This is a genomic window from Bacteroides sp. 1_1_14 (assembly GCF_000162515.1).
Lineage (GTDB): Bacteria > Bacteroidota > Bacteroidia > Bacteroidales > Bacteroidaceae > Bacteroides > Bacteroides thetaiotaomicron.
This window is the reverse complement of the sequence record NZ_GG774702.1, coordinates 17,710-44,083: the sequence shown is the minus strand read 5'-3', so window position 1 is coordinate 44,083 and position 26,374 is coordinate 17,710. Positions and strand designations below refer to the sequence as shown.

21 protein-coding genes and 1 pseudogene are annotated in these 26,374 nt (G+C 42.5%); 15 read left to right on the top strand and 7 right to left on the bottom strand.

Annotation, left to right across the window (positions count from 1 at the left end; all coding sequences use genetic code 11):
• Positions 1-41 precede the first annotated feature (41 nt).
• From HMPREF9007_RS24305 to HMPREF9007_RS24320, 4 genes are all read left to right on the top strand, one after another.
• On the top strand, positions 42-407 hold the full coding sequence (locus HMPREF9007_RS24305; RefSeq protein ID WP_008759601.1) for a YraN family protein: 366 nt from the start codon (positions 42-44) through the stop codon (positions 405-407).
• A 50-nt stretch (positions 408-457) separates the two neighbouring features.
• The gene (locus tag HMPREF9007_RS24310) at positions 458-814 is read left to right on the top strand and encodes an MmcQ/YjbR family DNA-binding protein (RefSeq protein ID WP_008759600.1); all 357 of its coding nucleotides are present in this window, start codon (positions 458-460) and stop codon (positions 812-814) included.
• Positions 798-1,562 carry a biotin--[acetyl-CoA-carboxylase] ligase gene (locus HMPREF9007_RS24315; protein ID WP_032850013.1) on the top strand — a complete coding sequence of 255 codons (765 nt, stop codon included), beginning with the start codon at positions 798-800 and terminating at the stop codon, positions 1,560-1,562. Before HMPREF9007_RS24310 ends, HMPREF9007_RS24315 begins: the two co-directional genes overlap by 17 nt.
• A 66-nt stretch (positions 1,563-1,628) precedes the next feature.
• Entirely contained in the window at positions 1,629-3,332 is a 1,704-nt protein-coding gene (locus tag HMPREF9007_RS24320; RefSeq protein WP_008759598.1) for a S41 family peptidase, read from the top strand.
• 61 nt (positions 3,333-3,393) lie between these two features.
• Here the strand turns inward: HMPREF9007_RS24320 and HMPREF9007_RS24325 are convergent.
• Positions 3,394-4,076 (bottom strand): annotated as a pseudogene (locus HMPREF9007_RS24325) (hypothetical protein).
• Positions 4,077-4,187: 111 nt separating this feature from the next.
• Between HMPREF9007_RS24325 and HMPREF9007_RS24330 the strand changes: the two are divergent.
• The 4 genes from HMPREF9007_RS24330 (at position 4,188) to HMPREF9007_RS27355 (ending at position 8,910) form a co-directional block, all read left to right on the top strand.
• A complete protein-coding gene (locus HMPREF9007_RS24330) occupies positions 4,188-5,507 on the top strand; it encodes an MATE family efflux transporter (RefSeq protein ID WP_008759597.1) in 1,320 nt (439 codons plus the stop codon).
• A gap of 73 nt (positions 5,508-5,580) precedes the next feature.
• Complete coding sequence (pyrH, locus tag HMPREF9007_RS24335; protein ID WP_008759596.1) at positions 5,581-6,291, top strand: UMP kinase; 711 nt, start codon at positions 5,581-5,583, stop codon at positions 6,289-6,291.
• A 139-nt stretch (positions 6,292-6,430) separates the two neighbouring features.
• A complete protein-coding gene (locus HMPREF9007_RS24340; protein WP_277754585.1) occupies positions 6,431-8,608 on the top strand; it encodes a tetratricopeptide repeat protein in 2,178 nt (725 codons plus the stop codon).
• A complete protein-coding gene (locus HMPREF9007_RS27355) occupies positions 8,608-8,910 on the top strand; it encodes a hypothetical protein (RefSeq protein WP_258742105.1) in 303 nt (100 codons plus the stop codon). The genes HMPREF9007_RS24340 and HMPREF9007_RS27355 overlap by 1 nt, the downstream gene beginning before the upstream one ends.
• Positions 8,911-8,915: 5 nt before the next feature.
• On the opposite strand, the gene HMPREF9007_RS24345 is transcribed toward HMPREF9007_RS27355, so the two are convergent.
• From HMPREF9007_RS24345 to HMPREF9007_RS24360, 4 genes are read right to left on the bottom strand one after another with little or no spacing between them, the layout of a single operon-like run.
• Positions 8,916-10,001 (bottom strand): carboxypeptidase-like regulatory domain-containing protein, encoded by a 1,086-nt coding sequence (locus tag HMPREF9007_RS24345; protein WP_008759595.1) that lies wholly within the window; start codon positions 9,999-10,001, stop codon positions 8,916-8,918.
• Positions 10,002-10,007: 6 nt separating this feature from the next.
• Positions 10,008-11,063, bottom strand: coding sequence for a hypothetical protein (locus HMPREF9007_RS24350; protein WP_225651424.1), 1,056 nt, complete (start codon positions 11,061-11,063; stop codon positions 10,008-10,010).
• Positions 11,064-11,083: 20 nt separating this feature from the next.
• Positions 11,084-13,132: a hypothetical protein gene (locus tag HMPREF9007_RS24355; protein WP_008759593.1), complete on the bottom strand. Its 2,049-nt coding sequence runs from the start codon at positions 13,130-13,132 to the stop codon at positions 11,084-11,086.
• 3 nt (positions 13,133-13,135) lie between these two features.
• Positions 13,136-13,438 carry a RyR domain-containing protein gene (locus HMPREF9007_RS24360; RefSeq protein ID WP_008759592.1) on the bottom strand — a complete coding sequence of 101 codons (303 nt, stop codon included), beginning with the start codon at positions 13,436-13,438 and terminating at the stop codon, positions 13,136-13,138.
• Positions 13,439-13,848: 410 nt separating this feature from the next.
• Between HMPREF9007_RS24360 and HMPREF9007_RS24365 the strand changes: the two genes are divergently transcribed.
• The 7 genes from HMPREF9007_RS24365 to pelA all read left to right on the top strand — a co-directional run bounded on the left by HMPREF9007_RS24365 (position 13,849) and on the right by pelA (position 23,290).
• Positions 13,849-14,760 carry a DMT family transporter gene (locus HMPREF9007_RS24365; RefSeq protein WP_008759591.1) on the top strand — a complete coding sequence of 304 codons (912 nt, stop codon included), beginning with the start codon at positions 13,849-13,851 and terminating at the stop codon, positions 14,758-14,760.
• A gap of 51 nt (positions 14,761-14,811) precedes the next feature.
• Complete coding sequence (gene frr / locus HMPREF9007_RS24370) at positions 14,812-15,372, top strand: ribosome recycling factor (RefSeq protein WP_008759590.1); 561 nt, start codon at positions 14,812-14,814, stop codon at positions 15,370-15,372.
• Between the two features lie 88 nt (positions 15,373-15,460).
• The gene (gene rsgA, locus HMPREF9007_RS24375) at positions 15,461-16,393 is read left to right on the top strand and encodes a ribosome small subunit-dependent GTPase A (RefSeq protein ID WP_008759589.1); all 933 of its coding nucleotides are present in this window, start codon (positions 15,461-15,463) and stop codon (positions 16,391-16,393) included.
• Positions 16,394-16,573: 180 nt separating this feature from the next.
• A complete protein-coding gene (locus HMPREF9007_RS24380; protein ID WP_008759588.1) occupies positions 16,574-17,656 on the top strand; it encodes an efflux RND transporter periplasmic adaptor subunit in 1,083 nt (360 codons plus the stop codon).
• 15 nt (positions 17,657-17,671) lie between these two features.
• Entirely contained in the window at positions 17,672-20,704 is a 3,033-nt protein-coding gene (locus HMPREF9007_RS24385; protein WP_008759587.1) for an efflux RND transporter permease subunit, read from the top strand.
• Positions 20,701-22,047, top strand: a complete 1,347-nt coding sequence (locus HMPREF9007_RS24390) for a TolC family protein (protein WP_008759586.1) — start codon at positions 20,701-20,703, stop codon at positions 22,045-22,047. The genes HMPREF9007_RS24385 and HMPREF9007_RS24390 overlap by 4 nt, the downstream gene beginning before the upstream one ends.
• A gap of 148 nt (positions 22,048-22,195) precedes the next feature.
• On the top strand, positions 22,196-23,290 hold the full coding sequence (gene pelA / locus HMPREF9007_RS24395; RefSeq protein ID WP_008759585.1) for a pectate lyase: 1,095 nt from the start codon (positions 22,196-22,198) through the stop codon (positions 23,288-23,290).
• Between the two features lie 126 nt (positions 23,291-23,416).
• Here the strand turns inward: pelA and HMPREF9007_RS24400 are convergent, their stop codons facing one another.
• Together HMPREF9007_RS24400 and HMPREF9007_RS24405 are read right to left on the bottom strand one after the other, a co-directional pair.
• A complete protein-coding gene (locus HMPREF9007_RS24400) occupies positions 23,417-24,577 on the bottom strand; it encodes an acyltransferase (RefSeq protein WP_008759584.1) in 1,161 nt (386 codons plus the stop codon).
• Positions 24,578-24,723: 146 nt separating this feature from the next.
• Positions 24,724-26,358 (bottom strand): fumarate hydratase, encoded by a 1,635-nt coding sequence (locus HMPREF9007_RS24405; protein ID WP_008759583.1) that lies wholly within the window; start codon positions 26,356-26,358, stop codon positions 24,724-24,726.
• Positions 26,359-26,374 lie beyond the last annotated feature (16 nt).

Here is a 26,374-nt window from a genome sequence, read left to right as displayed (position 1 = left end):
TGTAAAAACAAAGAATAAAAGCTGTAAATTTGCAAAAAAAGATGGCTGAACACAATGAATTAGGGAAAGCAGGAGAAAATGCCGCAGTAGCCTATCTCGAAGAGCATGGTTATCTTATCCGCCACCGGAACTGGAGAAAAGGTCACTTCGAACTGGACATCGTAGCCGCCAAAGAGAACGAATTGGTGATAGTAGAAGTGAAAACACGCAGTAATACTTTGTTTGCCCAACCGGAAGAAGCCGTCGATTTACCAAAGATTAAACGGACAGTACGTGCTGCCGACACATATATGAAACTATTTCAGATTGACGTTCCGGTACGTTTCGATATCATCACTGTCATTGGCGAGAACGGAAATTTCAGAATAGACCATATAAAGGAAGCTTTTTATCCTCCTTTATTTTAATAGGAAACAAGTATTTTAACTAAGAGCAAAAACATAAAATCGAAAGACTTATGAATGTAGAAACGATCAGGGAATACTGCTTAAGTAAAAAAGGGGTTACCGAATCATTCCCATTTGATGATGTATCGCTGGTTATGAAGGTGATGGACAAAATGTTTGCCCTCATCGACTTGGAAGGAGCCAACTTCATCGCACTGAAATGTGATCCGGAACGTGCCATCGAACTGCGCGAACATTATGCAGGCATTGAAGGAGCCTACCATTTCAACAAGAAATATTGGAATGGCGTTTACTTCGATAAAGACGTAGACGATAAATTAATAAAGGAACTCGTCGATCATTCTTATGAGGAAGTTATCAAGAAATTCACTAAGAAACTGCGTGCTGAATATGATGCCCTCCCCTGATATGTCATTTCCTGTCCCATTGATTCACATCAGTGAGACAAACTCTACAAACAGTTATCTGCAGACTCTTTGTGCCAAGCAACAGGGAGTTGCAGCATTTACGACTGTAGTTGCCGACTTCCAGACATCCGGACGTGGGCAACGTGGCAATTCGTGGGAATCTGAACCCCAAAAGAATCTTCTTTTCAGTTTTGTTCTTTTCCCGGATTTCTTGGAAGCACGTCGGCAGTTCTTGATCTCTCAGATTGTGTCTTTGGCTATTAAAGAGGAACTGGATAGCTATGCTGACGATTTTTCCATCAAATGGCCGAATGATATCTACTGGAAAGACAAAAAAATATGTGGAATGCTGATTGAAAATGATTTGATGGGGCGCAATATCAGTCAGAGTATTTCCGGAATCGGGATCAATGTGAATCAGGAAACATTCCATAGCACTGCTCCAAATCCGGTATCGCTCCGGCAAATCACAGGAAAGCAGTATGACATTTTCGAAATTCTCAAGAATATCATGCTCCGCATTCAATCCGGTTATGAATTGCTCCGGAACGGTGACACTGAACCCATAGCCCACCGATATGAAAAAGCTCTTTTCAGAAAAGAAGGGATGCATCGGTATAAAGATGCTGATGGAGAGTTCTTTGCGAGAATTATTTGCGTAGAACCCGAAGGGAAGCTGATTCTGGAAGATGATGCGCAGAAAAAAAGAGGATATATGTTTAAAGAGGTAGAATATTTATTGATATAACACATACATTCTAAACAATAAAACATTACCTTTGAGTTTGCTATATAAAAAAAAACCTTTAATTTTATGAAGAAAATACAGTATGTCAAGTTAGTTGGTCTTCTGACCATTTTATTATTCCTCAACATATCATGTAAAGATGATGACACTCTACTGCGAGGTAGTGGAATTACAGAACAAAGCTGGTCTACTAACCAAACATATTTTGCCTCAGCAGAGCAAACCCTCACTTTTACTTTCACGACCTTGTCTAGCTGGACTGCTCAAAACAGTTCCACTGCATTATTGTCATTAGACAATACAGCAGGAAATTCAGGGGAAAATACCATAAAAGTTACAGTACACAAGTCTTCCCAGGAACAGGGCACCATTACGATTAAAGTAAATGGATATTCATCTGCCAGCAATATCAAAATCCAGTTGAGCGATGATGATGTGCAAGGTTACGAGATTAACTATAGTGTGGATCAATATTTAAAAGAAATGTATTTGTGGAATGATGAGTACAAAACATTAACTCCTAATTTCAGTCAGCCATATAATGAGTTCCTGGAAAATACATTGATGGGCATGAAGACTAATACTCTAGATAAAAAGCTATATAATAATGGCAACCAATCATATTATTCTTTATTCTCATTTATCCAAAAGCTAGATCCAGACTTGCAATCTTCCCGCAGTGCAAAAGAGAAAAAAACACTAGAATACAATTATGGATTTGTTAATCTATTACCTGTTCAATATAGTGAAACACTTGTATTTCTTGCAGTACAAGGAGTGCATAAAGAATCATCCGCAGCAAAAGCTGGAATCAAGCGGGGAGTTGAAATAACAGAAATCAATAATCAAAAGATAACAACTAGTAATTGGAGAAACAGCTATTCAAAGCTATGGAAACCTTCTTCCACGTCTACTATAGAAGTGAAAGACAGAGAAGGAAACACTTACACTATTGATTCCAGTCCTATTTATGCAAACCCAATTATTTATAATCAAGTTGATAATAACATTGGGTATCTAGTATACTCTGCATTTGAATCAGGCTTCGACCAGGAACTATTTGATGTATTCAAGGATTTTAAGACTAAAGAAATTTCCGACTTAATATTAGACCTTCGCTACAATGGAGGAGGAGATGTAACATCTGCTAATCTTATAGCAAGCTGTATCGCAGGAGAGGCTTGTAAAAACGAAGTATTCGCTACATATAGATATAATGATGAACGCATGAAAATTCTTGGAGGCCAGCGTCCTATTAAAATATTCGAATATACTAAATATGCAAATCTGAATAATATTTCTCTTTCTGCTGGCGGACTAAATTTATCACGGGTCTTTTGTCTCGTAACTAATAATTCAGCATCAGCAAGTGAGTTAGTAATTAACTCCCTAAGAGGAATTGGCATTAATGTTATCCTTATCGGCACAACCACACATGGGAAAAACGTAGGTATGGAAGGGGTAGAGCTTACTGCAGGAACAGACAAATACTTACTTTTCCCCATCACTTTCCAAGCCTACAATGCTAAAGGTTTTGGCGATTTCGAAAAAGGCTTTACACCTAATTACGAAAAAGATGAGGATAATCCCAATGGACAGAATTTTGAAGGATATGGAGAATTTGGGACAAATAATGATCCGCTATATGCCCAAGCTATAAGTTTGATAACAGGAAGTGATTTAGCTAGTACTATTACAAGATCCACCAATCAGACTAAGTGCAAAGCTATAGCTAAACCGAACTTAAATCGCATAGGAATGTTTAAATAAATAAGACCTTGCCAACCAACTATTATTCTATTAGATAATTAAATGGAAAGAGGTGAACCGCTCAGCGATTCACCTCTTTCTCTATCCTTAAAATCTTATCTAACGTCTTCTGAGCCTCCGTCGATGGGAACCGTAGCACTACTTTCTGTAAAGAGCTTCGTGCTTTCTCATATCCGGTAGCAAACAATTTCGACAACCCGTCCCGATAACGTGCATATTGCATTTTTGTCGGTGAAGAAAGCTTTTTGTAGTCACTTTCCAGTTTTTTCTTCTCCTGCTCCGCCATCAGATAATAATAATTACCGAGAAAAATATTGGCTGCCAAATTATCCGCATCCAACTTCAATATATTCTCGTACATACGTAACGCATCCTTCTCCTGTCCACGACATACCTGCATTTCGGCAACAGCCTCCAGATAATCTACATTATCAGGGTCCTTCTGCGACAGTTCTTTATAAACAAAAAGGCTTTGTCATAATTCCGATTCTTCTTATAGGCAAGAGCCAACTCATTAGAAAGTTTCGAGCTGATCTCACTACTCTTGTCTATACTCGTCCAATAGAACATTTCCGAGCGGTCTATATTCAGACTGATAGCCTGACGGAAATAGCTAACCGCCTGTCCATGCTGTCCAGCCTCAATAGCAGCCGTGACTTTATGCAACATTTCATCGGCCGTCTGTGCATTCAGCATCAGCGGCAACGAAAACAAAGAAAAAAGAAGGAGAGTTAAGGTTTTCATAATCAGTTACATTGTTTCTAGTTCGTGACACGCAAAGATACAATAAAATAATAAAATATGTACCTTTGTTCGCAAAAAGAACAATCTATTTGATAAAAGTGTTTCTACAAGATGATAAATAAAAAGACGACCTCCGAAAACAGACGAATATTACAGATTGCCGTACCATCGATTATTTCGAATATTACCGTGCCATTGCTGGGACTTATCGATGTCACTATCGTTGGACATCTCGGCTCTCCGGCATATATTGGAGCGATTGCCGTAGGAGGAATGTTGTTCAATATCATCTACTGGATCTTCGGATTCCTACGTATGGGAACAAGCGGCATGACCTCACAAGCCTACGGGCAGCATGACTTAAACGAAATCAACCGGTTACTGATACGTTCTGTCGGTGTCGGACTCTTTATTGCCCTATGCCTGCTGATCCTTCAATATCCTATCCTTAATGCGGCATTCACACTCATACAGACTACAGAAGAAGTAAAGCAACTGGCAACTACCTATTTCTATATCTGTATTTGGGGAGCTCCGGCAATGCTAGGTCTTTATGGATTTGCAGGCTGGTTTATCGGAATGCAGAACTCACGCTTCCCGATGTATATTGCCATCACGCAGAATATTGTCAATATTATCGCCAGTTTGTCTTTCGTCTATCTCTTGGATATGAAAGTGGCAGGAATCGCCGCCGGAACCCTTATCGCACAGTATGCAGGTTTCTTTATGGCCATACTATTGTATATGCGTTATTACAGCACGCTCCGAAAACGTATTGTATGGAAAGATATCATACAGAAGCAGGCAATGTACCGTTTCTTCCGGGTAAACCGTGACATCTTTTTCCGTACCCTTTGCCTGGTAATCGTAACGATGTTCTTCACCTCTGCAGGAGCTGCACAGGGAGAAGTCGTTCTGGCAGTAAATACACTGCTGATGCAATTGTTCACGCTCTTCTCTTATATTATGGATGGATTCGCCTATGCAGGGGAAGCGTTAGCCGGACGCTATATCGGCGCAAGAAATCAAACGGCTCTCCGCAATACGGTCAATCACCTTTTCTATTGGGGCATCGGACTTTCGGCAGCATTCACCCTTTTATATGCAATAGGCGGAAAAGAATTTCTCGGGTTACTGACAAATGATGTTTCGGTAATAAGCTCCTCAGACACTTACTTTTATTGGGCACTCGCCATCCCATTGACAGGTTTCTCCGCTTTCTTATGGGATGGTGTGTTTATCGGCGCCACCGCCACCCGCCAGATGCTTTATTCGATGTTGGTTGCTTCCGTCAGCTTTTTTATGATCTACTATGCCTTCCACAATCTCTTGGGAAATCACGCTTTATGGCTGGCTTTCATCACTTACCTTTCATTGAGGGGAATCGTGCAGACCTTCATCGGAAGAGAAATAGTGAAGAAAGCGATATAAAAGTTATCGCGCAACTATGAGGTCTATCCAACAAATTATCTCTATATTTGCGCTAAACTAAATGTAAAAAGATATGGCAAAGTATAAAAGAATTCTGCTGAAGCTCAGCGGAGAAAGCCTGATGGGGGAAAAACAATACGGCATTGACGAAAAAAGACTGGCGGAATATGCCGCACAAATCAAAGAAATCCATGAACAGGGAGTACAAATCGGCATCGTTATCGGCGGCGGAAATATCTTCCGTGGACTAAGCGGAGCCAACAAGGGCTTCGACCGTGTGAAAGGTGATCAGATGGGTATGCTGGCAACTGTCATCAACAGCCTTGCATTAAGTTCCGCATTAGTAGCAGCCGGAGTAAAGGCCCGTGTACTTACAGCAGTCCGCATGGAGCCGATCGGTGAATTCTACAGCAAATGGAAAGCGATTGAATGCATGGAAAACGGTGAAATCGTTATCATGTCCGGCGGTACGGGAAATCCTTTCTTTACCACAGACACCGGCTCTTCACTGCGCGGCATCGAAATCGAAGCAGACGTAATGCTGAAAGGTACCCGCGTAGACGGCATCTACACAGCCGACCCGGAGAAAGACCCTACAGCTACAAAATTCAGTGACATCACATACGATGAAGTACTGAAACGTGGTCTGAAAGTGATGGACCTCACAGCTACCTGTATGTGCAAGGAAAACAACCTGCCGATTGTTGTTTTTGACATGGACACGGTAGGAAACCTCAAAAAAGTAATCAGCGGAGAAGAAATAGGAACAGTAGTACACAACTGATCCTGACTCCCTACCAATATACCCGGGGCTGACTAAAAAGGATATAATCAGCTTTCAGACTTTTTAGTCAGTCCCGATTACTTTCTCCCTCCACATTCCTTTTGTTGACTTGCATATACATCATTAAGAAATAAAAGCTATGAAAACCAAAAACGCCTGTTTCTGGATATTCTTATTACTATCCGGAAGTGCTTACGCACAAATGTCTCAAAAAGGTACAGTACAGATTTTTAATTCAAATAAGTCCCCACTACCGGGAGTACAACTGACAGCTACCGATGCCCCTGCCACCGATACGGATGCCAACGGGAATTTCCAGTTCAACTTCAGCAAACAAAAACCGGGAATGGCTATCGCTTCTCCGAATGTATATAAGAAAGGATATGAACTGGTAAATAAAGACATGATCAATGGGTGGATTCTATCCGAAAAACGTCCGTTGAGCATTGTGATGGCTCCCGAAGGTACTATAGAAGAAAGCAAGAACAAGTATTATTCCATCTCCGTTGCCCACTTTTCGAAAAAACAAGAAAAAGCCATTGAAGAAGTCAACCAGCTATATATAGCACAGAAAATCAGTCTGCAAGAGCGCAGCGACCGTCTGAAAGCGATGGCGGAGGAATCCAGATCATTTATGAATCAGATCGATCAGTACGCTGAGAAGTTTGCAAGAATAAATCCAGATGACATCAACGCCATTGAGAAGCAAGTATTGGAACTGGTCAATGCCGGAAAACTGTCTGAAGCCATCGAGCTATACAATAAATCCGGAATTATCACTCAGGCCAGAGAGAAGCTGTCACAGAAAACAAAAGCAGAGGAAGACATCGACAAACTGGCCGAAATAATGTACCGATATGCCGACCTCTGCGCCCTGACCGGAGGAATGGAAAACGAGAAGAAAGCAAATGATGCCTACAAGTTCGTAGCCGAAGCACTTCCCGACAGGTTTACATACGTGTTTAAATACGCATTGCAGAAAATAGGACTGGAAGACAGTGATACCATGGAATGGCTGGACAAATGCCAGAAACTTTCATTTGACGAGAAATCTCTCGTACAAGTACTGAACATAAAAAGTACCCTTGCGCGTCATCATCAGAAAGACTATATCAAAGCCTTGGAGTATGACATCAACGCACTGGAAATACTGTCCAACAAAAATATTTCCATGCCTTCGGGCGATTACTATGCTATCTACCATCAGACGTTCTATTCAATGGGAAAGACATACGAAGCCATGAACGAATTCAAAGAAGCAAAGGAAATCTATGAAGACCAGATCAAAGAAATCAGTGAAGAGATAGCAGACAGCGACAATCAGCTGTTCATAAATATTCAAAGTTCTCAACTTGCCAACATATACAGTTCGCTGACAGACATTTACAAGAAGGAAGGCAATGTGTCTAAAGTCAACGAACTGTCAGAGAAATTATTCGAGCTAAATAAAAAGAATGCAGGAGATAATGAAGAAGCCATACTCGAAGCTGAAATAGGAAGACAAGAATACCTGTTCCATCAGGCAGTAGAGAAAGCGGATTACAAACTGGCAGCCGGCAGTATAAAAGAGATTCTGGCAAAAGCCGAGAAACTGTATAAGATGCGTCCCTTGTCCCGCGCCTACTGGTATGCTTTATGGAACTTCGCCTACATCAGCGTAAGCACAGAAACAGAACCGGAAAACTTCCTCACGACCATAAAAGCATTTGAAGACAAGGTAGCCAACGAATTAAAAATCAACAGTGAAGAACAAAAGACCTCATTATTGTACAATATCGAGAAACAATACATTCTATATTACTCCAAAAACGGAAATAAACCCGAAGAAAGGAAGCATGTGGAACAAGCATACCAATATGCCGAAAAACTGAATCAGTTGAATCCGGCAAGATTTGTTCTTGAGATTATCAGTGCGCAGGCATCGTATATCGATATGCTCCTGGAACTTTCCGAACATGACAAAGCTCTGAAAGCCGCCATCGACCTGGAAGCATTATACACCATGCAAGGAGTATGGGGATTTCAGGACTTGAGAACAGAGAACAGCATAGGTACCGCAATGGTCTGCGGAGGACTGTATGAATTAGGAGTGGAACATCTGGAAAAAGTAAAGAAAGACAGGGAAAAGCATCTGAAACAAAAGCCGAACGACGTGGATATGATGGGCAGTATCACCACTACCTACAATAACCTGTCGTTGGGATACGGCAACTTAAAAAATATGCCAAAGCACTGGAAGTGCAAAAGAAAGCCTACGAAATCATCAAGACACTGTATCCGCATAATAAAGCCCAACTTGGCACGAACTATCTACTGATGACTCTCAATACAAGTATCGCCTACTATCAGAACAGCAATAATGCGGAGGCTCTGACATTTCTGCAAGAGGCGGAAAACATCGCAAACGAACTGAAAGAACTTAATCAGCTTTTCAGCTCCTACCCTCTTGTTGTCCGGTTTGCCAAAGGAGACCTTCTGGCCAAATTATCCCAGCCCGGCTCCGAGGAATTATTAAAAACTGGTCTGGAGTATAAGAGCGGCACGCTGCCTAACGATGCCGTTCTGCTCTACCTTATCAATGACTACCGGACCAACAATAATAGCATTTACAGAAAGTAAAGGCATTACTTTCTCAGAATAATCTTCCATGGGACTTTATCGGATACCGGTCCGGTGAAGTCCCATAATTGATATCCATCCTTGTATACCGTCACCCGTTGCTCCTCTTTTTGTTTCTCGGCAGGTATGGGCAGTTGGAAGTTTCCCATTCCGTCAGATACCGTTTTCATGTCCAGCACTTGAACAGTAGCATCCGCCAGCGGACGGTTATCCTCATCTTTCACAGTACCGAAAATCATCGCCAATGAAGAATCACGACTGATGCCAAGAGTCACATTCTTTTCCAGGCTCAGTACCGTATCTACCGTCACATATCCTTTCGATTCTATCTTCAGACGGGCATTCTCACCCAGATATTTAGTGTGAATTTCTTTGAAGACAACCTCGTCAGAAAGTCTGTCCACATGACGGGTTTCGCTCTTATCGGCATACTCCAATGTTATATCAGCGCCATAAAAAGGCAAAGAAGACTTGGAAGTATCCGTAAGACGCACCGTGGAAGTGACCGGCGAATAATAATAGAAAGTAAAGAAAGCCAGTGCCACCACCAATACAGGTACAAGGACATACAATAATACGAACCTCAATGTCCGTTTTACATCTACCGGATCAGGCTTGATAAAGCCTTCATTCTCCAAAATCTGCAATTGTTTGTCGAACTTGAGACGCAAATCATCATAATTGGTATACAAGTCGCAGAAGTGTCCGAGATTCTTCTCGCAATAAGATTTAAAATCTTTGAGAGACTCATCAACGATTCCCTCCTCCTTGAAATAGACAAATATTTTAGGTTTTGCAGCCTTAGTCTTCAGATATATTTCATGGGCCACTTCCAGTTCTTCTTTGGTATAGCGCCCCATCCGTGTGTGGAACAGAAAAATCACAATATCACATTCGCGGATATAGTCATTATAGCGATCCTGCAGACGACCTTCATTCAGCGAACTGCTGAAGTCCATCCACGTACGCTGATCGAAGTCTATATTCCGGTCACGATAAAGTTTATTCTTATCCGAAAAGTACAAGTCAAACATCTGTTTGTCTTCATTCAACTCCGCCGATGATGCAATAAAAATCTTGATCTTCTTCATCTGTTTCTATATTTTTTCCTTTATACTGATCCATTTCTTGCGGTCTTCGATTCGTTCGAAAACCAACTGTGCCTTTTTCTTCAGTTCTCCTTTCAGTTTGACTTCTTTCAATGACTGCCGAAGGCTACTCTCCACCAGCTCAATTTCTTGCATACTTTGCGTATCCTTTACGATCAAGCTATACTGATCCAGAACTTCACTTGGGTCATTCCGCTGAAAGAACCACTCTACCGACATTAATTTCAGCTTGATATCCGCCGCCATCTCATAAATCAAGTGAGCAACAGAGTCACACGCCACTTTATCATCGGCTTGCTTCAGCAACTGGAAATTATTCACTAAGGATGGAAGAAGCAGTTTCATATCTTCTTTGGCTTCCTGTCTGACTGCAATCTTCAATGTCATGGCAGAATCGAGTTTCATCTCTTCATAAAGACGAATAGCTCCATGCACATCACCATGATCAAGCAGTTCCATTGCCTGCTTTTCCATAGCATCAAGCTCGTCACGATTGATGCAGGCAAATTTAAGCGCATATATTTCCAGACGTTTCTGCCATTCCATCATACTTTTAGACATGGAATCAACTTTCTGATCATATTCCACTGCGGACAATGCGTTCTGTTTCTTCAGTTCTTCCAGTTCAGCCAATGTTTTCCGAGATTCTTTCTCGCTATTGGATTCGCCTATATCGTAATATTTCTTGCGCAACGCATTGATGACTTCGGTACGCCCTAATACAATTTTCAGTTCGGAGGCAGACGATATATTCCAGTTGGCTACTTTCTCGTAATTGACTATTTTGAAACCTTTCTTATAGATATCATTAATCATCAACGGATCGCCCGGCAAGGAAGCGGTGAAATTCAGAATAAACCGCCCTTCCTGATCGCTGTCCGTAGGCGAAGCCCCCGCTACTTTTATTTCAGCACCGGCTACGGGCTTGTTATTACTACTCATTTCCACGACGATCCCCTTCTGAGTGGTTTGTGCCCAAACACATTGAAAGCCAGTCAGAAAGATAGAAAGCACTAAGAATATTTCCTTTTGATGATTCCCCATATCACAAATCCTAATCCATTTTATAGTTTTCCGTCCTGCTTCACAATCAAAAGCAGATGCCGTGTCAAAGCAATATCATATTTCTCACTGCCATTCCGCAAATCGTTGTAAGGGCGAATGTCATAATGAGCATATTCTTCATCCCGCTTTTTATTCTTCAAGGCTGCCTTTTGTTCTATCTCTTCCTGTTCCTTTTTTGTCACAGGTCTATATCCCAGTAACAGTTCTTCCACATTCCAGCGGTTGTGTTCCACTTCTGCCAAAATCGCCACCTGCTTTTCGCTAAGTTGCTTTCCGTTGTCCCAATGTTCCTTGGTGTAGCCGATTGAACGCAATTTGGTAGGAATGGCATTCGCATTATAAATATTAGACCATTTCTTTACCGTTTTGAACTTCGGATTGTGCCATAGTTCGTCCATTTCTTTCGCAGATGGCAGTTCTGTCAAGACTTTATCTCCTTCACACTTTTCATACACCGCATTTACACGCTTGGCATACATCTCGTCTGCCATGCACAAGTCGAAACAATCATCCAACATCCCGAACGGACGAAGATTCTTGAAACGCTGATTGGTTCCTCCTTTTCCCTTCAACGGATTACCGGATAATTTTTCAATGATAGCCGATGTTATCCGTTGCTGAACCAGCACCGGAACACCTTTCTCATAGACACAACGCGGGAGATAGACAGCAGAAGAAATAGACTGATGAGTCAGGTTCAGGCAGACTGCAACCGTCATCAGCGCATCCTCATCTTCACACCAGTCTGTAATCAAATCACGGACTTCCGGCGATTCGATAGTTCCTTGTACAAACTGCCATTCTATGTCTATAAAATCTGTTCCCAAATGAGCATAGACCTCAGCAGGTTCATCCCTGCGGACCAAACCGTTTTCTGTGTCTATAAAGGTAGAATAAGATACATCAAACAGGTTTTCATACGCTTGTTTGAAGCTGTTCATCTCACGCATTGCTTCATTATCGATAAAAGTGATGCGCGTTTTCTTGTTTTTATCCCGGATAAAGTTGGGATAGTGGGCTATATGGGCAGCCTCGACAGCCAGAGCAATTCCCATCCTCGACATTCCCACAATTACCAGATGCACATATTTCTCTGATTCGTAAGTGACAGGCTGATAATCCAGAGGCAGATAATTAATCTCACGGATACTACACGCATTTCGCACAAATACTTTTTGCGCCCATGTTTCGTAAAAGTTAAACGGACAGAAATCAATATATTCCTTTATATCATCATCAATATCCGAGAATTGGAAGACAGCAAAAGTAGATTGATATTCAAAGAGTACGTTGCACTTCAAAGGAGGTTTCCGATTCTCTTCCTTGCAAAGTTCGCCTATCAGATTCAGACAGTCGACATTCATCGAGTCATGATAATATTCCACATCATCCAGCTCTCCGCTATCTCCCAATATAAAGACTTCTTTCGCATCCGCCACATACAACTTTCTCAGTTCTTCTTTAGAGTCTCTCATGGCATGAACCAAAACGATTCTCTTCTCCTCATCCTTTGTGAGATTGGAAAATAATTCCATCCGTACTTCATTGACGTCTTTGGAAGTCTGAATGACTAACGTGCAATCCTTCTCCCGTTGGCATAACTGTCGTATCAGACAGGGTAACATCGCATCTGCACCGATGATCACAAAATGATCAGATAGTTTATAATGAATCAACCCGTTTCTGCAATTTTCCACTCGCCTTTCAATGATATTGGAAAGCGTGGAGATCAACAATCCGCCCAAAACGACGGAACCCAGCAAACTAATAATCAATGCCCACGGGCGGTCTTCCGGACTTATGCTGATCAGGTTGCCCGAATCAACAAAGTTATTGTATACATTCCACAGGGTCTTCTGAAAAGAATGGTTCGCCGCAGAGTCAGTAGCCAGCACAGTCATCTCTTCCGAAGGAGTCATCTGATACTTGCTTCCCCAGTGCACTCCCAAACAAGATAAAACAATCAGCGAAACGACTATAATAATCAGGAAACGTATCTGTTTCCAAGCCCCGCCATAAATAATCCGGTCAAACCAACGAGCATTCATAACTTAATCCTCCTTTTCTATTCTGAAACCTAATTTCTTCACCATCTTGATCGTATTCATAGCCGTATTCCGGTCGTACTCTTTTTCTTCTTCCGGCAACTCATCATAAGGTACCAGACAAGGATGCTTTTTATGGATATCATCGCGTTTTTCGCCATATGTCCAGCCTTCATCCATACGGGCTTTTGCCCACACTTCATGTACATTTTCAGCGATGCGCTCTGATAATTGGATTAAAGATTCGGGAAGGTCAACCGATGAAAGGTCCATCGGTTCGGGGATGTAATCCAGTTTATTTTCTTTCATATTTTATATTCTGTATTTATCTAATGTATTAAGATGCAAGGTATGTCATTGATGCAAAGATAATAAAAAGACTAAGATTTACAGCTTTCAATACTATTTCTTAATGGCTATAGTACTAAAATCTAAGTCTCGCATTGCATAAAACTATTCGTCTGACAGTTGTTGAACTTTCGTCTGACAACTGTTAATCTTTCGTCTAACAGCTGTCAGACGAAAAGAAAACAGCTGTCGGACGAATAAATTCAAGTATAAACAATGTTAGTTTACGGCTAGAAAAAGAGTAATTTCATGCTATTCTCCCAATAATCCGTCGCATACGAAAAATTAAATTATACTATCAACTCCCTAAACTATTGTTTATCATCTGCAAACTACGTACTTTTGCACGCCATTTTTAAGAGGCCAAAATAATGAATAACAAGACCAAAGGTTTTATCTATGGAGCCATTGCCGCTGCAAGCTACGGTATGAATCCTCTCTTCGCACTCCCGCTCTATGCTGCCGGCATGAGTGTAGATACTGTTTTATTCTACCGTTACGCATTTGCCGTAATCGTATTGGGTGTCTTGATGAAGTTGCAAGGGCAGTCTTTTACCCTTCGTAAAGCCGACATTCTCCCCTTGGTTATCATGGGACTGCTGTTTTCGTTTTCATCCCTGCTTCTATTCATGAGTTACAACTATATGGATGCCGGTATCGCTTCTACTATTCTATTCGTTTACCCGGTGATGGTAGCTGTGATTATGGGCGTCTTTTTCAAAGAGAAGATTTCTGCAATCACTATTTTTTCTATCTTGCTGGCGCTTTCAGGCATTGCCCTGCTCTATCAGGGAGATGGAAATAAACCACTCTCCACCGCAGGAATTATTTTTGTTTTATTGTCGTCTCTCTCCTATGCCATTTACATCGTAGGAGTCAACCGATCTTCATTAAAGACATTACCGACCACCAAACTGACATTTTATGCTATATTATTCGGATTATCGGTTTACATAGTCCGTTTGAATTTCTGCACGGAATTGCAAATCATACCATCTCCCTTATTGTGGGCAGACGTCTTGGCTCTGGCCATTCTCCCCACTGCCGTGTCATTGATATGCACCGCATTAGCCATTCATTATATAGGCTCCACTCCTACTGCAATACTCGGTGCACTGGAGCCTGTGACAGCGTTATTTTTCGGGGTTCTCCTGTTTCACGAAAAACTGACTCCCCGATTGATGGTCGGTATTTTAATGATTATCACTGCCGTTACATTGATTATCATCGGCAGGTCGCTTATAAAAAAGATGAGTGTGCTGTTGCAGATAAGCAAAAAATAGTATACTTTTGCTAATCAATCAACCAAATAGCAACTTTAATTATCAAAAAATATGGTAGACGTAAAGACTTGCCTTGACAATGCACAAGAAAAAATGGATATGGCTATAATGTATCTCGAAGAAGCATTGGCACATATCCGCGCTGGAAAAGCGAGTACCCGACTGTTGGATGGTATCCGCGTAGACTCTTACGGAAGTATGGTTCCTATCAGTAATGTAGCAGCCGTAACTACTCCCGACGCTCGAAGTATCACCATCAAACCTTGGGATAAAAGTATGTTTCGTGTCATCGAAAAAGCCATTATTGACTCCGACCTTGGCATTATGCCCGAAAATAATGGTGAAATTATCCGTATCGGTATTCCTCCTCTGACGGAAGAACGTCGTAAACAACTCGCTAAACAGTGTAAATCTGAAGGTGAAACTGCCAAAGTAAGTGTACGTAACGCTCGTCGTGATGGCATCGATGCACTGAAAAAAGCTGTGAAAGACGGGCTGGCAGAAGACGAACAGAAGAATGCTGAAGCCAAGTTACAGAAAATCCACGATAAGTATATCAAACAGATTGAAGATATGCTTGCTGACAAGGATAAAGAAATTATGACCGTTTAATGGGAAATGGAGAATGAAAAATGGAAAATGCAGCCCCACTGCCCATTAATCATTCTCCATTGTCCATTCTCCATTATCCATTAAATAAATGAAGGGATTAGTAATCAAGAACACGGGCAGTTGGTATCAGGTGAAGACCGACGACGGACAATTTATTGAATGTAAAATCAAAGGTAATTTCCGGTTAAAAGGTATTCGCAGCACCAATCCGGTAGCCGTGGGCGACCGCGTTCAGATTATACTCAACCAGGAAGGCACTGCCTTTATCAATGAAATAGAAGACAGAAAGAACTACATCATCCGCCGTTCTTCCAATCTTTCCAAACAGTCTCACATTCTTGCCGCTAACCTCGATCAATGTATGTTAGTGGTCACTGTCAACTATCCCGAAACATCCACTATTTTTATCGACCGTTTTCTCGCTTCTGCCGAAGCATATCGTGTACCTGTCAAACTGGTATTTAATAAGGTAGATGCATATAACGAGGAGGAACTCCATTATTTGGACGCTCTTATTAATCTCTATACACATATCGGTTATCCCTGTTTCAAAGTTTCTGCCAAGGACGGGGATGGAGTGGATGCCATAAAAAAAGACTTGGAAGGCAAGATCACACTTTTCTCCGGTCATTCGGGAGTTGGAAAATCGACACTTATCAATGCTATTTTACCGGGAACCAAAGTAAAAACCGGTGAAATCTCGACCTATCACAACAAAGGTATGCATACGACTACTTTTTCTGAAATGTTCTCCGTAGATGGGGATGGATATATTATCGATACACCGGGAATCAAAGGATTCGGCACATTCGATATGGAGGAGGAAGAAATCGGGCATTATTTCCCTGAAATATTCAAGGTTTCCGCTGATTGTAAATATGGTAACTGTACACATCGGCATGAGCCGGGATGTGCGGTGCGTGAGGCAGTGGAGAGACATCTTATTAGTGAGTCTCGTTATACTTCTTATCTGAATATGCTGGAGGATAAGGAGGAGGGGAAGTATCGGGCGGCATACTAATACTCAATAATCTACAAGAAATTACAGATAAAACAATTCCGAATTCTTCTATCATTAATTATTACGACCCAAAAGAAAGTTAACTTTCTTTTACACTATATTCGATTAAACCTTTCCTGCCGGGTGCCGTCTAATCATCAGAAGATATTATATAACATGCTATATATACTATACTAAACCATGAATAAAAAAACTAAATGGGGCATCATCATTCTTATCGGTGCCGGAATTATCGGTGGAGGAATTTACTCACAGTTACCCAAAACTAACGACGAACTGGCTGCTGCTGACAAGGTAAAAAATACCCAAAAGAATGGAAAAAAAATTCTGAACGTCAACGCCAAAGTGATAAAGCCTCAACTATTAACAGACGAATACACCACTACCGGCGTACTTCTGCCGGATGAAGAAGTTGATTTGTCTTTTGAGACTTCCGGAAAAGTAATAGAAATCAACTTCGAAGAAGGAACTCCCGTAAAAAAAGGACAACTTCTTGCCAAAGTCAACGACCGCCAGCTACAGGCACAACTTCAACGGTTGGTTTCACAACTAAAGTTAGCTGAGGACCGTGTATTCCGACAAGACGCTCTGCTCAAACGAGATGCAGTCAGTAAAGAGGCTTATGAACAAGTAAAGACTGACCTGGCAACTCTAAATGCTGATATAGAAATAGTAAAAGCGAACATTGCCCTAACCGAACTCCGTGCTCCATTTGACGGAATCATCGGACTTAGGCAAATCAGTGTCGGTTCATACGCTTCGCCGACAACCATTGTTGCCAAACTGACAAAGATTACTCCATTGAAAGTTGAATTCTCAGTACCGGAACGCTATGCAAGTCAGATTAAGAAAGGGACGAACCTGAATTTCAGAATTGAAGGAAAACTAGATGCCTTCAGCGCAAAGGTATATGCAGTAGAGTCAACGATTGACCCTAACCTGCATCAATACACAGCACGCGCACTTTATCCCAATACCAATCGTGCCCTGCTTCCCGGTCGATACACAAGTATACAATTGAAAAAAGAAGAAATTCCGAATGCGATCGCCATCCCGACGGAAGCTATTGTACCGGAGATGGGAAAGGATAAAGTTTTCTTGTATAAATCAGGAAAAGCTGAGCCTGTAGAAGTAACAACAGGCATTCGTACGGATGCTGAAGTACAAATTGTAAGAGGACTTCAAGTAGGAGATACCATTCTTACATCAGGAACACTGCAACTTCGTCTGGGACTTCCTGTTACATTGGACAATATTGACTAATACCTGCCATGCCTTATGAATATATCTGAATTAAGTATACGCCGTCCGGTATTAGCTACGGTACTGACAATCATTATTCTCCTCTTTGGCTTCATCGGATACAGTTATCTGGGTGTCCGTGAATATCCATCGGTGGACAACCCGATCATTTCTGTCAGTTGTTCTTATCCGGGGGCCAATGCCGACGTAATTGAAAACCAGATAACCGAGCCACTGGAACAAAATATTAATGGTATACCGGGCATCCGGTCTCTATCCAGCGTCAGCCAGCAGGGACAAAGCCGTATTACGGTAGAATTTGAACTTTCAGTCGACCTGGAAACTGCAGCAAATGACGTACGTGACAAAGTTTCCCGTGCCCAACGTTATCTGCCCCGAGACTGTGACCCACCGACTGTATCAAAAGCGGATGCCGATGCGATGCCCATTTTGATGGTTGCCCTCCAAAGCGACAAACGCTCACTGCTTGAATTAAGTGAGATTGCGGACCTGACTGTCAAAGAGCAATTGCAGACAATCTCTGATGTAAGTAGTGTATCCATTTGGGGTGAAAAGCGTTATTCCATGCGCCTTTGGCTCGATCCGGTCAAGATGGCGGGATACGGTATCACTCCGATTGATGTAAAGAATGCTGTAGACAATGAGAATGTCGAACTTCCTTCGGGTAGTATTGAAGGAAACACTACTGAGCTGACAATCCGTACGTTGGGATTAATGCATACCGCCGATGAGTTCAATGATCTTATTGTAAAAGAAGACAATAACCGTATCGTCCGCTTCAGCGATATCGGACGCGCAGAACTTGGGCCTGCCGACATCAAAAGTTACATGAAAATGAACGGTGTACCCATGGTAGGTGTTGTTGTTATTCCACAGCCAGGAGCCAATCACATCGAAATTGCCGATGCTGTGTACAAACGCATGGAACAGATGAAGAAGGACCTGCCGGAAGATGTGACGTATAGCTATGGTTTTGATAATACCAAATTTATCCGGGCATCTATCAATGAGGTAAAAGAGACTGTATATGTAGCCTTTATTCTGGTTATCATCATCATCTTCCTTTTCTTACGCGACTGGCGGGTGACGCTGGTTCCGTGCATCGTAATTCCCGTATCGCTGATTGGAGCATTCTTCGTCATGTATCTTGCAGGATTCTCCATTAACGTACTTTCCATGCTTGCCATTGTGCTGGCCGTGGGACTGGTGGTGGATGACGCCATCGTAATGACGGAGAACATCTATATCCGTATCGAAAAAGGAATGAGTCCGAAAGAAGCGGGAATAGAAGGAGCCAAAGAGATCTTCTTTGCCGTTATTTCAACGACCATCACACTAGTTGCAGTATTCTTCCCGATTGTCTTTATGCAAGGTATGACAGGACGTTTGTTCCGGGAATTCAGTATTGTAATTTCCGGTTCTGTCATTATCTCTTCATTTGCGGCACTGACCTTCACACCGATGCTGGCCACGAAGTTACTCATCAAACGTGAGAAACAAAACTGGTTCTACACTAAAACAGAACCGTTTTTTGAAGGGATGAACCGATGGTACAGCCGTTCGCTCGCTGCTTTTTTGCGCAAGCGCTGGCTGGCACTTCCGTTCACTTTTATAACCATCTGCCTGATCGGCTTCTTATGGAATGCTATTCCGGCAGAAATGGCACCGCTTGAAGACCGGTCGCAAATCTCTATCAACACCCGAGGTGCGGAGGGTGTCACTTATGAATATATCCGGGACTATACCGAAGATATCAACCAGCTTGTAGATTCTATTCTGCCGGATGCGGAAGCGGTGACAGCACGTGTATCCAGTGGTAGCGGAAACGTACGCATTACACTGAAAGACATGAAAGACCGTGACTACACGCAGATGGAAGTTGCGGAAAAGATATCAAAGGCAGTTCAGAAAAAGACCATGGCACGCTCGTTCGTACAACAGCAGTCTTCTTTCGGCGGACGCCGGGGAAGTATGCCTGTCCAATACGTACTTCAGGCTACCAATCTTGAAAAACTGCAGGAGGTATTACCGCAGTTCATGGCCAAAGTATATGAGAATCCGGTTTTCCAGATGGCAGACGTAGACTTGAAGTTCAGCAAACCGGAAGCCCGCATCAAGATCAACCGTGACAAAGCAAGTGTAATGGGAGTCAGTACCAAAAACATCGCCCAAACGCTGCAATACGGATTGAGCGGCCAGCGTATGGGATATTTCTATATGAACGGAAAGCAGTATGAAATTTTGGGTGAAATCAACCGCCAGCAACGAAACAAGCCTGCCGACCTGAAAGCTATCTACATCCGCAGCAGCAATGGAGATATGATACAGCTAGATAATCTGATTGAGCTGGAAAACGGTATCGCTCCACCCAAACTGTACCGCTACAACCGATTTGTATCAGCCACAATTTCCGCCGGACTGGCTGACGGAAAGACCATCGGACAAGGACTGGATGAAATGGACAAGATTGCCAAAGAAACATTGGATGATACTTTCCGTACCGCATTATCCGGAGACTCCAAGGAATACCGTGAAAGTTCTTCGAGCCTGATGTTTGCTTTTATTTTGGCTATCCTTCTGATTTATCTGATCCTGGCAGCACAGTTTGAAAGCTTCAAGGACCCGTTAATAATCATGTTAACAGTGCCTTTGGCTATCGCCGGAGCCTTGGTATTCATGTATTTCGGAGATATCACAATGAATATTTTCAGTCAGATCGGTATTATCATGCTGATTGGTCTCGTGGCTAAAAACGGTATCCTGATCGTGGAATTCGCCAATCAGAAACAAGAAGCAGGCGAGGATAAAATGAGCGCCATCAAAGATGCCGCATTACAGCGTCTGCGCCCGATTCTAATGACAAGTGCTTCTACTGTACTGGGACTTATTCCATTGGCATTTGCCAGCGGAGAAGGCGCCAATCAGCGCATCGCCATGGGTACAGCTGTAGTAGGTGGTATGGTTGTTTCCACACTGCTTACTATGTATATCGTGCCGGCCATCTACAGTTATATTTCGACTAACCGAATCAAAATAACAAAAGAATGAAACAGAAAAGTATTTGCATGAAACGAATCATATATATAGTTACCGCGTGCGTCTTCGTATCAGTTCCTACTGCGAAGGCACAGCGAATCTATTCCTTAAGAGACTGCCTGGAAGAAGGGCTGCAAAACAATTATTCTCTGCGCATCGTCCATAACGAAGAACAGATCAGCAAGAATAACGCGACACTCGGAAATGCAGGTTATCTGCCTACTTTGGACTTTTCTGCCGGATATACCGGAAACCTGGACAACATCGAGACGAAAGCCCGTGCCACCGGAGAGGTCACCAAAAATAATGGAGTCTACGACCAGACAGTTAACGTCGGCCTCAACCTCAACTGGACCATCTTCGACGGATTCAATATCAGCACTACGTACAAGCAACTAAAGGAACTGGAACGGCAGGGCGAAATCAATACCCGCATTGCCATTGAAGACTTCATCGCCGATCTTGCCTCGGAATACTACAACTTCATCCAGCAAAAGATCCGTTTGAAGAACTTTCATTATGCGATGTCACTTTCCAAAGAACGCTTGCGTATAGCAGAAGCGAGCCATCTTGTCGGTAAATTCTCAGGTCTGGATTATCAGCAAGCCAAAGTGGACTTCAATGCGGACAGTGCCCAATACATCAAGCAACAGGAATTGCTGCACTCCTCACGCATCCAACTTAATGAATTGATGGCCAACAATAATGTAAATCAGATTATCGTCATCAAAGATTCTACCATTGACGTACACAGTGACTTACTGTTCGACGATTTATGGAATGCTACCTTATCCACCAATGCTTCTTTGCTGAAAGCCGACCAGAACACCGTACTGGCACAGCTGGATTACAAAAAGATCAACTCCCGCAACTATCCATACCTCAAACTGAATACCGGCTATGGATACACCTTTAATAAGTATGATATCAATGCAAATAGCAGAAGAGGCAACTTAGGCTTTAATGCCGGAGTTACTGTCGGTTTTAATATCTTCGACGGCAACCGCCGCCGTGAAAAGCGCAACGCAACCCTTGCCTTCAAGAATCGTCGTCTGGAACGACAGGAACTGGAGTTAGCCCTTCGTTCCGATCTCAGCAACTTGTGGCAAGCATACCGTAATAATCTTCAGCTGCTGAATCTAGAACGGCAGAATCTTGTGACTGCCAAAGACAATCATGATATCGCCATGGACCGTTATATACAGGGAGACCTTTCCGGTTTTGAAGTACGCGAGGCACAAAAGAGTCTGCTGGATGCCGAAGAACGTATTCTCTCGGCAGAATACAACACCAAACTTTGCGAAATTTCACTACTGCAAATCAGCGGAAAAATCACCAAATATCTGGAGCAATAAGACTTTTATTCTCCTGTTTTCATTGGGCTAATCATCTGATAAAAGCGATTAGCCCAATTTTTATGCCATAAAGAACAGTTATTCCCCTTCATTCCCGACCTTTTCTTCTACATTTGCGCACCATAACATTCACTTAATAATAGAAGCCATGAGACAAACAGCCTTTTTCTTTCTGTTACTTTTCATTCAGACCGGAGTTTCAGCCCAAGCAACAGATTACAGGAAACAACAGAATTACAAAGAATGGGTACACCTCGCTCCCAAGTTCGATGATGCCTTTTTCCGGACAGAAGAAGCACAACGTATCGGAGACAATGTATTGCTATACCAGCAAGTCACCGGAGGGTGGCCCAAAAACATCTATATGCCGGCAGAACTGACTGAGCAGGAATATGCCAAAGCAAGGAATGCGAAAGAAGACGTCAACCAAAGTACCATTGACAACAACGCCACGACAACCGAAATTCAATATCTAGCCCGTCTTTGTCAAGCTACACAAAAAGAGAAATACAAAGAAGGAGTACTGAAAGGTATCCAATATCTGCTCAAAGCACAATATGACAATGGCGGATGGCCTCAGTTTTATCCGCGTCCTACAGGATACTATATCCAAATCACCTACAATGATAACGCAATGGTCAGAGTCATGCAGCAGTTACGGGAAATCTACGAAAAGCAGTCCCCTTATACTTTCATCCCCGATGAAACCTGCCAGCAAGCACGTAAAGCCTTTGACAAAGGAATAGAATGTATCCTCCGGACACAGGTTCGCCAAAACGGGGAACTGACAGTATGGTGCGCGCAGCATGACCGCATCACACTGGAGCCCTGCAAGGCACGTGCATATGAGTTGCCTTCATTGAGCGGACAAGAATCTGACAATATCGTGCTTCTGCTGATGTCTCTCCCCCATCCATCGGAAAAAGTAATTGAATCGATAGAATCAGCCGTCAAATGGTTCAAGAAGTCCGAAATAAAAGGAGTACAAAAAGAATACTTCACCAACAGTGACGGAAAAAGAGATTACCGGATGGTCCCTTGCGAAGATTGCCCCGTATTATGGGCACGTTTTTATGAACTGGATACCAATCGTCCTTTCTTCTCCGATCGCGACGGAATTAAGAAATATGACATATCGGAAATCGGACATGAACGCCGGAACGGATATAGCTGGTACAACAAAGATGGCAGCAAAGTACTGGCAAAATATGAGAAATGGAAGAAGGAATTAAATAGGAAATAATACCGGAGGATGCGATAAGAGGGGATGTCAAAAGTCAATAGTAACTAAACTCCTCCAGGAAGGAGGAGAGTTTAGTTACTATTGACTTTTGATAACCTCTCATCTATTTCTATTTTCTATGACTTATTATCCTACTATATATTTAGCAACCTTTCCTGCACGATAGATCAGCCATACCAATCCCCATGAAACGGCGAAAGCAAGAATAGCGGCTACAGGTATCTGCAAACCAATCGGCATATTAATAGCTCTCATCAGCACGACCGACGGCCCTGTAAAGAAATAATGTATCATATAAATACCGAATCCGCAAACAGTGAGATTCGCCAATGCCTTTTTCATCCTTTCCGAGTTCACTTTTACTTTCTTTGCCAACATAAACACAGGTATCGTCATCATTACAACATTAAGAGAACAATAGGTAAAGAAGAGTTCCAGCATCTCATCCGTATATTCCGGCAATGCGGTTATATGCCTGAAACCTAAGAATGTCACCGCATAACCGACTGCAAACATCGGAATGCCAATCGCCAACGTTTTCTTCAAGCTCCATTCCAGATTTTTCAGATAATGCCCCAACAACAGATAGCCATTGAAACCGGCAAAAGCATACAGCATTCCAAAAGAGTTCCATGAACAGGTTCCCCATAAATAATTAGAAACAAACTGATAATAATAAGGAAGCAGCAAAGTTACCCCCCAAGCCAGCAGAAACATCAGTTTGGCACGTTCCGAAGCCTTCTCTACCCAAGCTGAGAAAACCGGCAAATACAGATACAACCCGATAAGCAGATAAATATACCACATATGCACGGCTAAAATGGAGAAGTTGAACGGAATCATCAAAATATATTCCAAAGATACAGAGAATGATTGCTGCATCACTTCCTCTCCCGCATACGGGAAGAAATCAAGAATAATCTGAGGATTCAGCCCCAACAGGCCTGTAATCCAAGGGAACAGATTATAGAGCACCGACCATATCAGGAACGGATAAAAGACACGGGGAATACGTTTCTTGTAAAAAGTAGAAGCATCACCTCTTACAGGCAGAAGCAATGCACCGGTAATCATCACAAACAGAGGCACACACGGACGCAGTACAGATCCGTAGATAGCACCCCAAAGTTTTATTTCTCCGATATTCGGAGCCGTGCCGGGATAAAAATTAAACGGATCGGTGCAATGACAGCAGACAACTGTAAACATCGCAATAAAACGAACGACATCCAGCCAAACAATATGCTGGTTCTTTTGATTGGATAAATTCATCACAGGTGGTTTCATGGTGTTTTAATTATTAGATAAGCAAGTTTATAAAAAAAGGGATACCCATACGAAAACTGACAGGTATCCCAAATGAATGTTTATGTAATCAACCGCAAGAATAACTTGCCATTACTTATTACTTGTTACTTATTACTTGTTATTTGTTATTTGGCACAACGTGGTTTAATCTGTTTGAAGAAGTCATTTCCTTTGTCATCTACCAAAATAAATGCCGGGAAATCTTCCACTTCAATTTTCCAGATTGCTTCCATGCCCAGTTCCGGATATTCTACGCACTCAATGCTCTTGATGTTGTTTTGAGCAAGGATTGCAGCCGGTCCGCCGATAGAACCCAGATAGAAGCCGCCATATTTCTGACAAGCATCTGTAACCTGCTGGCTACGGTTACCTTTCGCCAACATAACCATGCTGCCACCGTGGCTCTGGAACAGCTCAACATACGAGTCCATACGTCCGGCAGTTGTCGGTCCCATTGAACCGCAAGCCATACCAGCCGGAGTCTTAGCCGGACCAGCATAGTAAATAGGATGATCCTTGATATACTGAGGCAAATCTTCTCCACGATCCAGGCGTTCTTTCAGTTTAGCGTGAGCAATATCACGGCCAACGATGATAGTACCGTTCAGTGACAGACGAGTAGATACAGGATATTTAGTCAGTTCTTTCAGAATCTCAGCCATCGGACGGTTCAGATCAATCTTCACGACATCACCTTCACCAGCCTGACGCAATTCTGCCGGAATCAGACTACCCGGATTTGAATCCAGTTTCTCAATCCAGATACCATCTTTATTGATTTTACATTTGATGTTACGGTCGGCAGAACAAGATACGCCCAGACCTACCGGACAAGAAGCACCGTGACGAGGCAGACGAATGATACGAACATCATGTGCCAGATATTTACCGCCGAATTGTGCACCCAGACCGATCTTGTGAGCTTCTTCCAGTACTTGTTTTTCCAGTTCGATATCACGGAAAGCACGGCCAAATTCATTTCCCGTAGTCGGCAGATTATCGTAGAAGTGAGTAGAAGCCAGTTTCACTGTCAGCAGGTTCTTCTCAGCAGAAGTACCGCCGATCACAAAAGCGATATGATAAGGAGGACAAGCGGCAGTTCCCAGAGTCTTCATTTTTTCCACCAGGAACGGAACCAGTGTACCAGGGTTCAAAATTGCTTTTGTTTCCTGATACAGATATGTTTTGTTGGCAGAACCACCACCTTTCGTTACGCAGAGGAATTCGTATTCCATGCCTTCGGTAGCTTCGATGTCAATCTGTGCAGGCAGGTTACATTTTGTATTTACCTCATCATACATATTCAGAGGCGCATTCTGAGAGTAACGCAGGTTTTCTTCGGTATATGTTTTGTAAACACCCAGTGACAGAGCTTCCTCGTCGGTATAGCCGGTCCACACTTGCTGTCCCTTTTCACCGTGGATAATAGCAGTACCGGTATCCTGACAGAATGGAAGTACACCTTTGGCAGCCACTTCCGCATTACGCAGGAAAGTCAGTGCTACGTACTTATCGTTCTCGCTGGCTTCCGGATCACTCAGAATCTTAGCAACCTGTTCATTGTGCGAACGGCGAAGCATGAATGACACATCACGAAAAGCTGCATTTGCCATCGCAGTCAAGCCTTCTTTCTCAATTTTCAGGATAGGATTTCCTTCAAACTCGCTTACCGATACATAGTCTTTTGTAAGCAGATAATACTCAGTGGTATCTTTTCCCTTTTCAAACATGGGCTGATACTTAAACGGAGGTGTTGCCATAATTTCTTATTTTATT

What these genes read in the sequence shown, in the direction of transcription:
- HMPREF9007_RS24315 (WP_032850013.1), top strand. Translation starts at nt 798, where the DNA reads ATGATGCCCTCCCCTGATATGTCATTTCCTGTCCCATTGATTCACATC.
- HMPREF9007_RS24360 (WP_008759592.1), bottom strand. Translation starts at nt 13,438, where the DNA reads ATGAAAGAAAATAAACTGGATTACATCCCCGAACCGATGGACCTTTCA.
- HMPREF9007_RS24350 (WP_225651424.1), bottom strand. Translation starts at nt 11,063, where the DNA reads ATGGGGAATCATCAAAAGGAAATATTCTTAGTGCTTTCTATCTTTCTG.
- pyrH (WP_008759596.1), top strand. Translation starts at nt 5,581, where the DNA reads ATGGCAAAGTATAAAAGAATTCTGCTGAAGCTCAGCGGAGAAAGCCTG.
- HMPREF9007_RS24340 (WP_277754585.1), top strand. Translation starts at nt 6,431, where the DNA reads ATGAAAACCAAAAACGCCTGTTTCTGGATATTCTTATTACTATCCGGA.
- HMPREF9007_RS24305 (WP_008759601.1), top strand. Translation starts at nt 42, where the DNA reads ATGGCTGAACACAATGAATTAGGGAAAGCAGGAGAAAATGCCGCAGTA.
- HMPREF9007_RS27355 (WP_258742105.1), top strand. Translation starts at nt 8,608, where the DNA reads ATGACTCTCAATACAAGTATCGCCTACTATCAGAACAGCAATAATGCG.
- HMPREF9007_RS24365 (WP_008759591.1), top strand. Translation starts at nt 13,849, where the DNA reads ATGAATAACAAGACCAAAGGTTTTATCTATGGAGCCATTGCCGCTGCA.
- HMPREF9007_RS24345 (WP_008759595.1), bottom strand. Translation starts at nt 10,001, where the DNA reads ATGAAGAAGATCAAGATTTTTATTGCATCATCGGCGGAGTTGAATGAA.
- HMPREF9007_RS24330 (WP_008759597.1), top strand. Translation starts at nt 4,188, where the DNA reads ATGATAAATAAAAAGACGACCTCCGAAAACAGACGAATATTACAGATT.
- HMPREF9007_RS24400 (WP_008759584.1), bottom strand. Translation starts at nt 24,577, where the DNA reads ATGAAACCACCTGTGATGAATTTATCCAATCAAAAGAACCAGCATATT.
- HMPREF9007_RS24405 (WP_008759583.1), bottom strand. Translation starts at nt 26,358, where the DNA reads ATGGCAACACCTCCGTTTAAGTATCAGCCCATGTTTGAAAAGGGAAAA.
- HMPREF9007_RS24355 (WP_008759593.1), bottom strand. Translation starts at nt 13,132, where the DNA reads ATGAATGCTCGTTGGTTTGACCGGATTATTTATGGCGGGGCTTGGAAA.
- rsgA (WP_008759589.1), top strand. Translation starts at nt 15,461, where the DNA reads ATGAAGGGATTAGTAATCAAGAACACGGGCAGTTGGTATCAGGTGAAG.
- HMPREF9007_RS24310 (WP_008759600.1), top strand. Translation starts at nt 458, where the DNA reads ATGAATGTAGAAACGATCAGGGAATACTGCTTAAGTAAAAAAGGGGTT.
- frr (WP_008759590.1), top strand. Translation starts at nt 14,812, where the DNA reads ATGGTAGACGTAAAGACTTGCCTTGACAATGCACAAGAAAAAATGGAT.
- HMPREF9007_RS24385 (WP_008759587.1), top strand. Translation starts at nt 17,672, where the DNA reads ATGAATATATCTGAATTAAGTATACGCCGTCCGGTATTAGCTACGGTA.
- HMPREF9007_RS24390 (WP_008759586.1), top strand. Translation starts at nt 20,701, where the DNA reads ATGAAACAGAAAAGTATTTGCATGAAACGAATCATATATATAGTTACC.
- pelA (WP_008759585.1), top strand. Translation starts at nt 22,196, where the DNA reads ATGAGACAAACAGCCTTTTTCTTTCTGTTACTTTTCATTCAGACCGGA.
- HMPREF9007_RS24320 (WP_008759598.1), top strand. Translation starts at nt 1,629, where the DNA reads ATGAAGAAAATACAGTATGTCAAGTTAGTTGGTCTTCTGACCATTTTA.
- HMPREF9007_RS24380 (WP_008759588.1), top strand. Translation starts at nt 16,574, where the DNA reads ATGAATAAAAAAACTAAATGGGGCATCATCATTCTTATCGGTGCCGGA.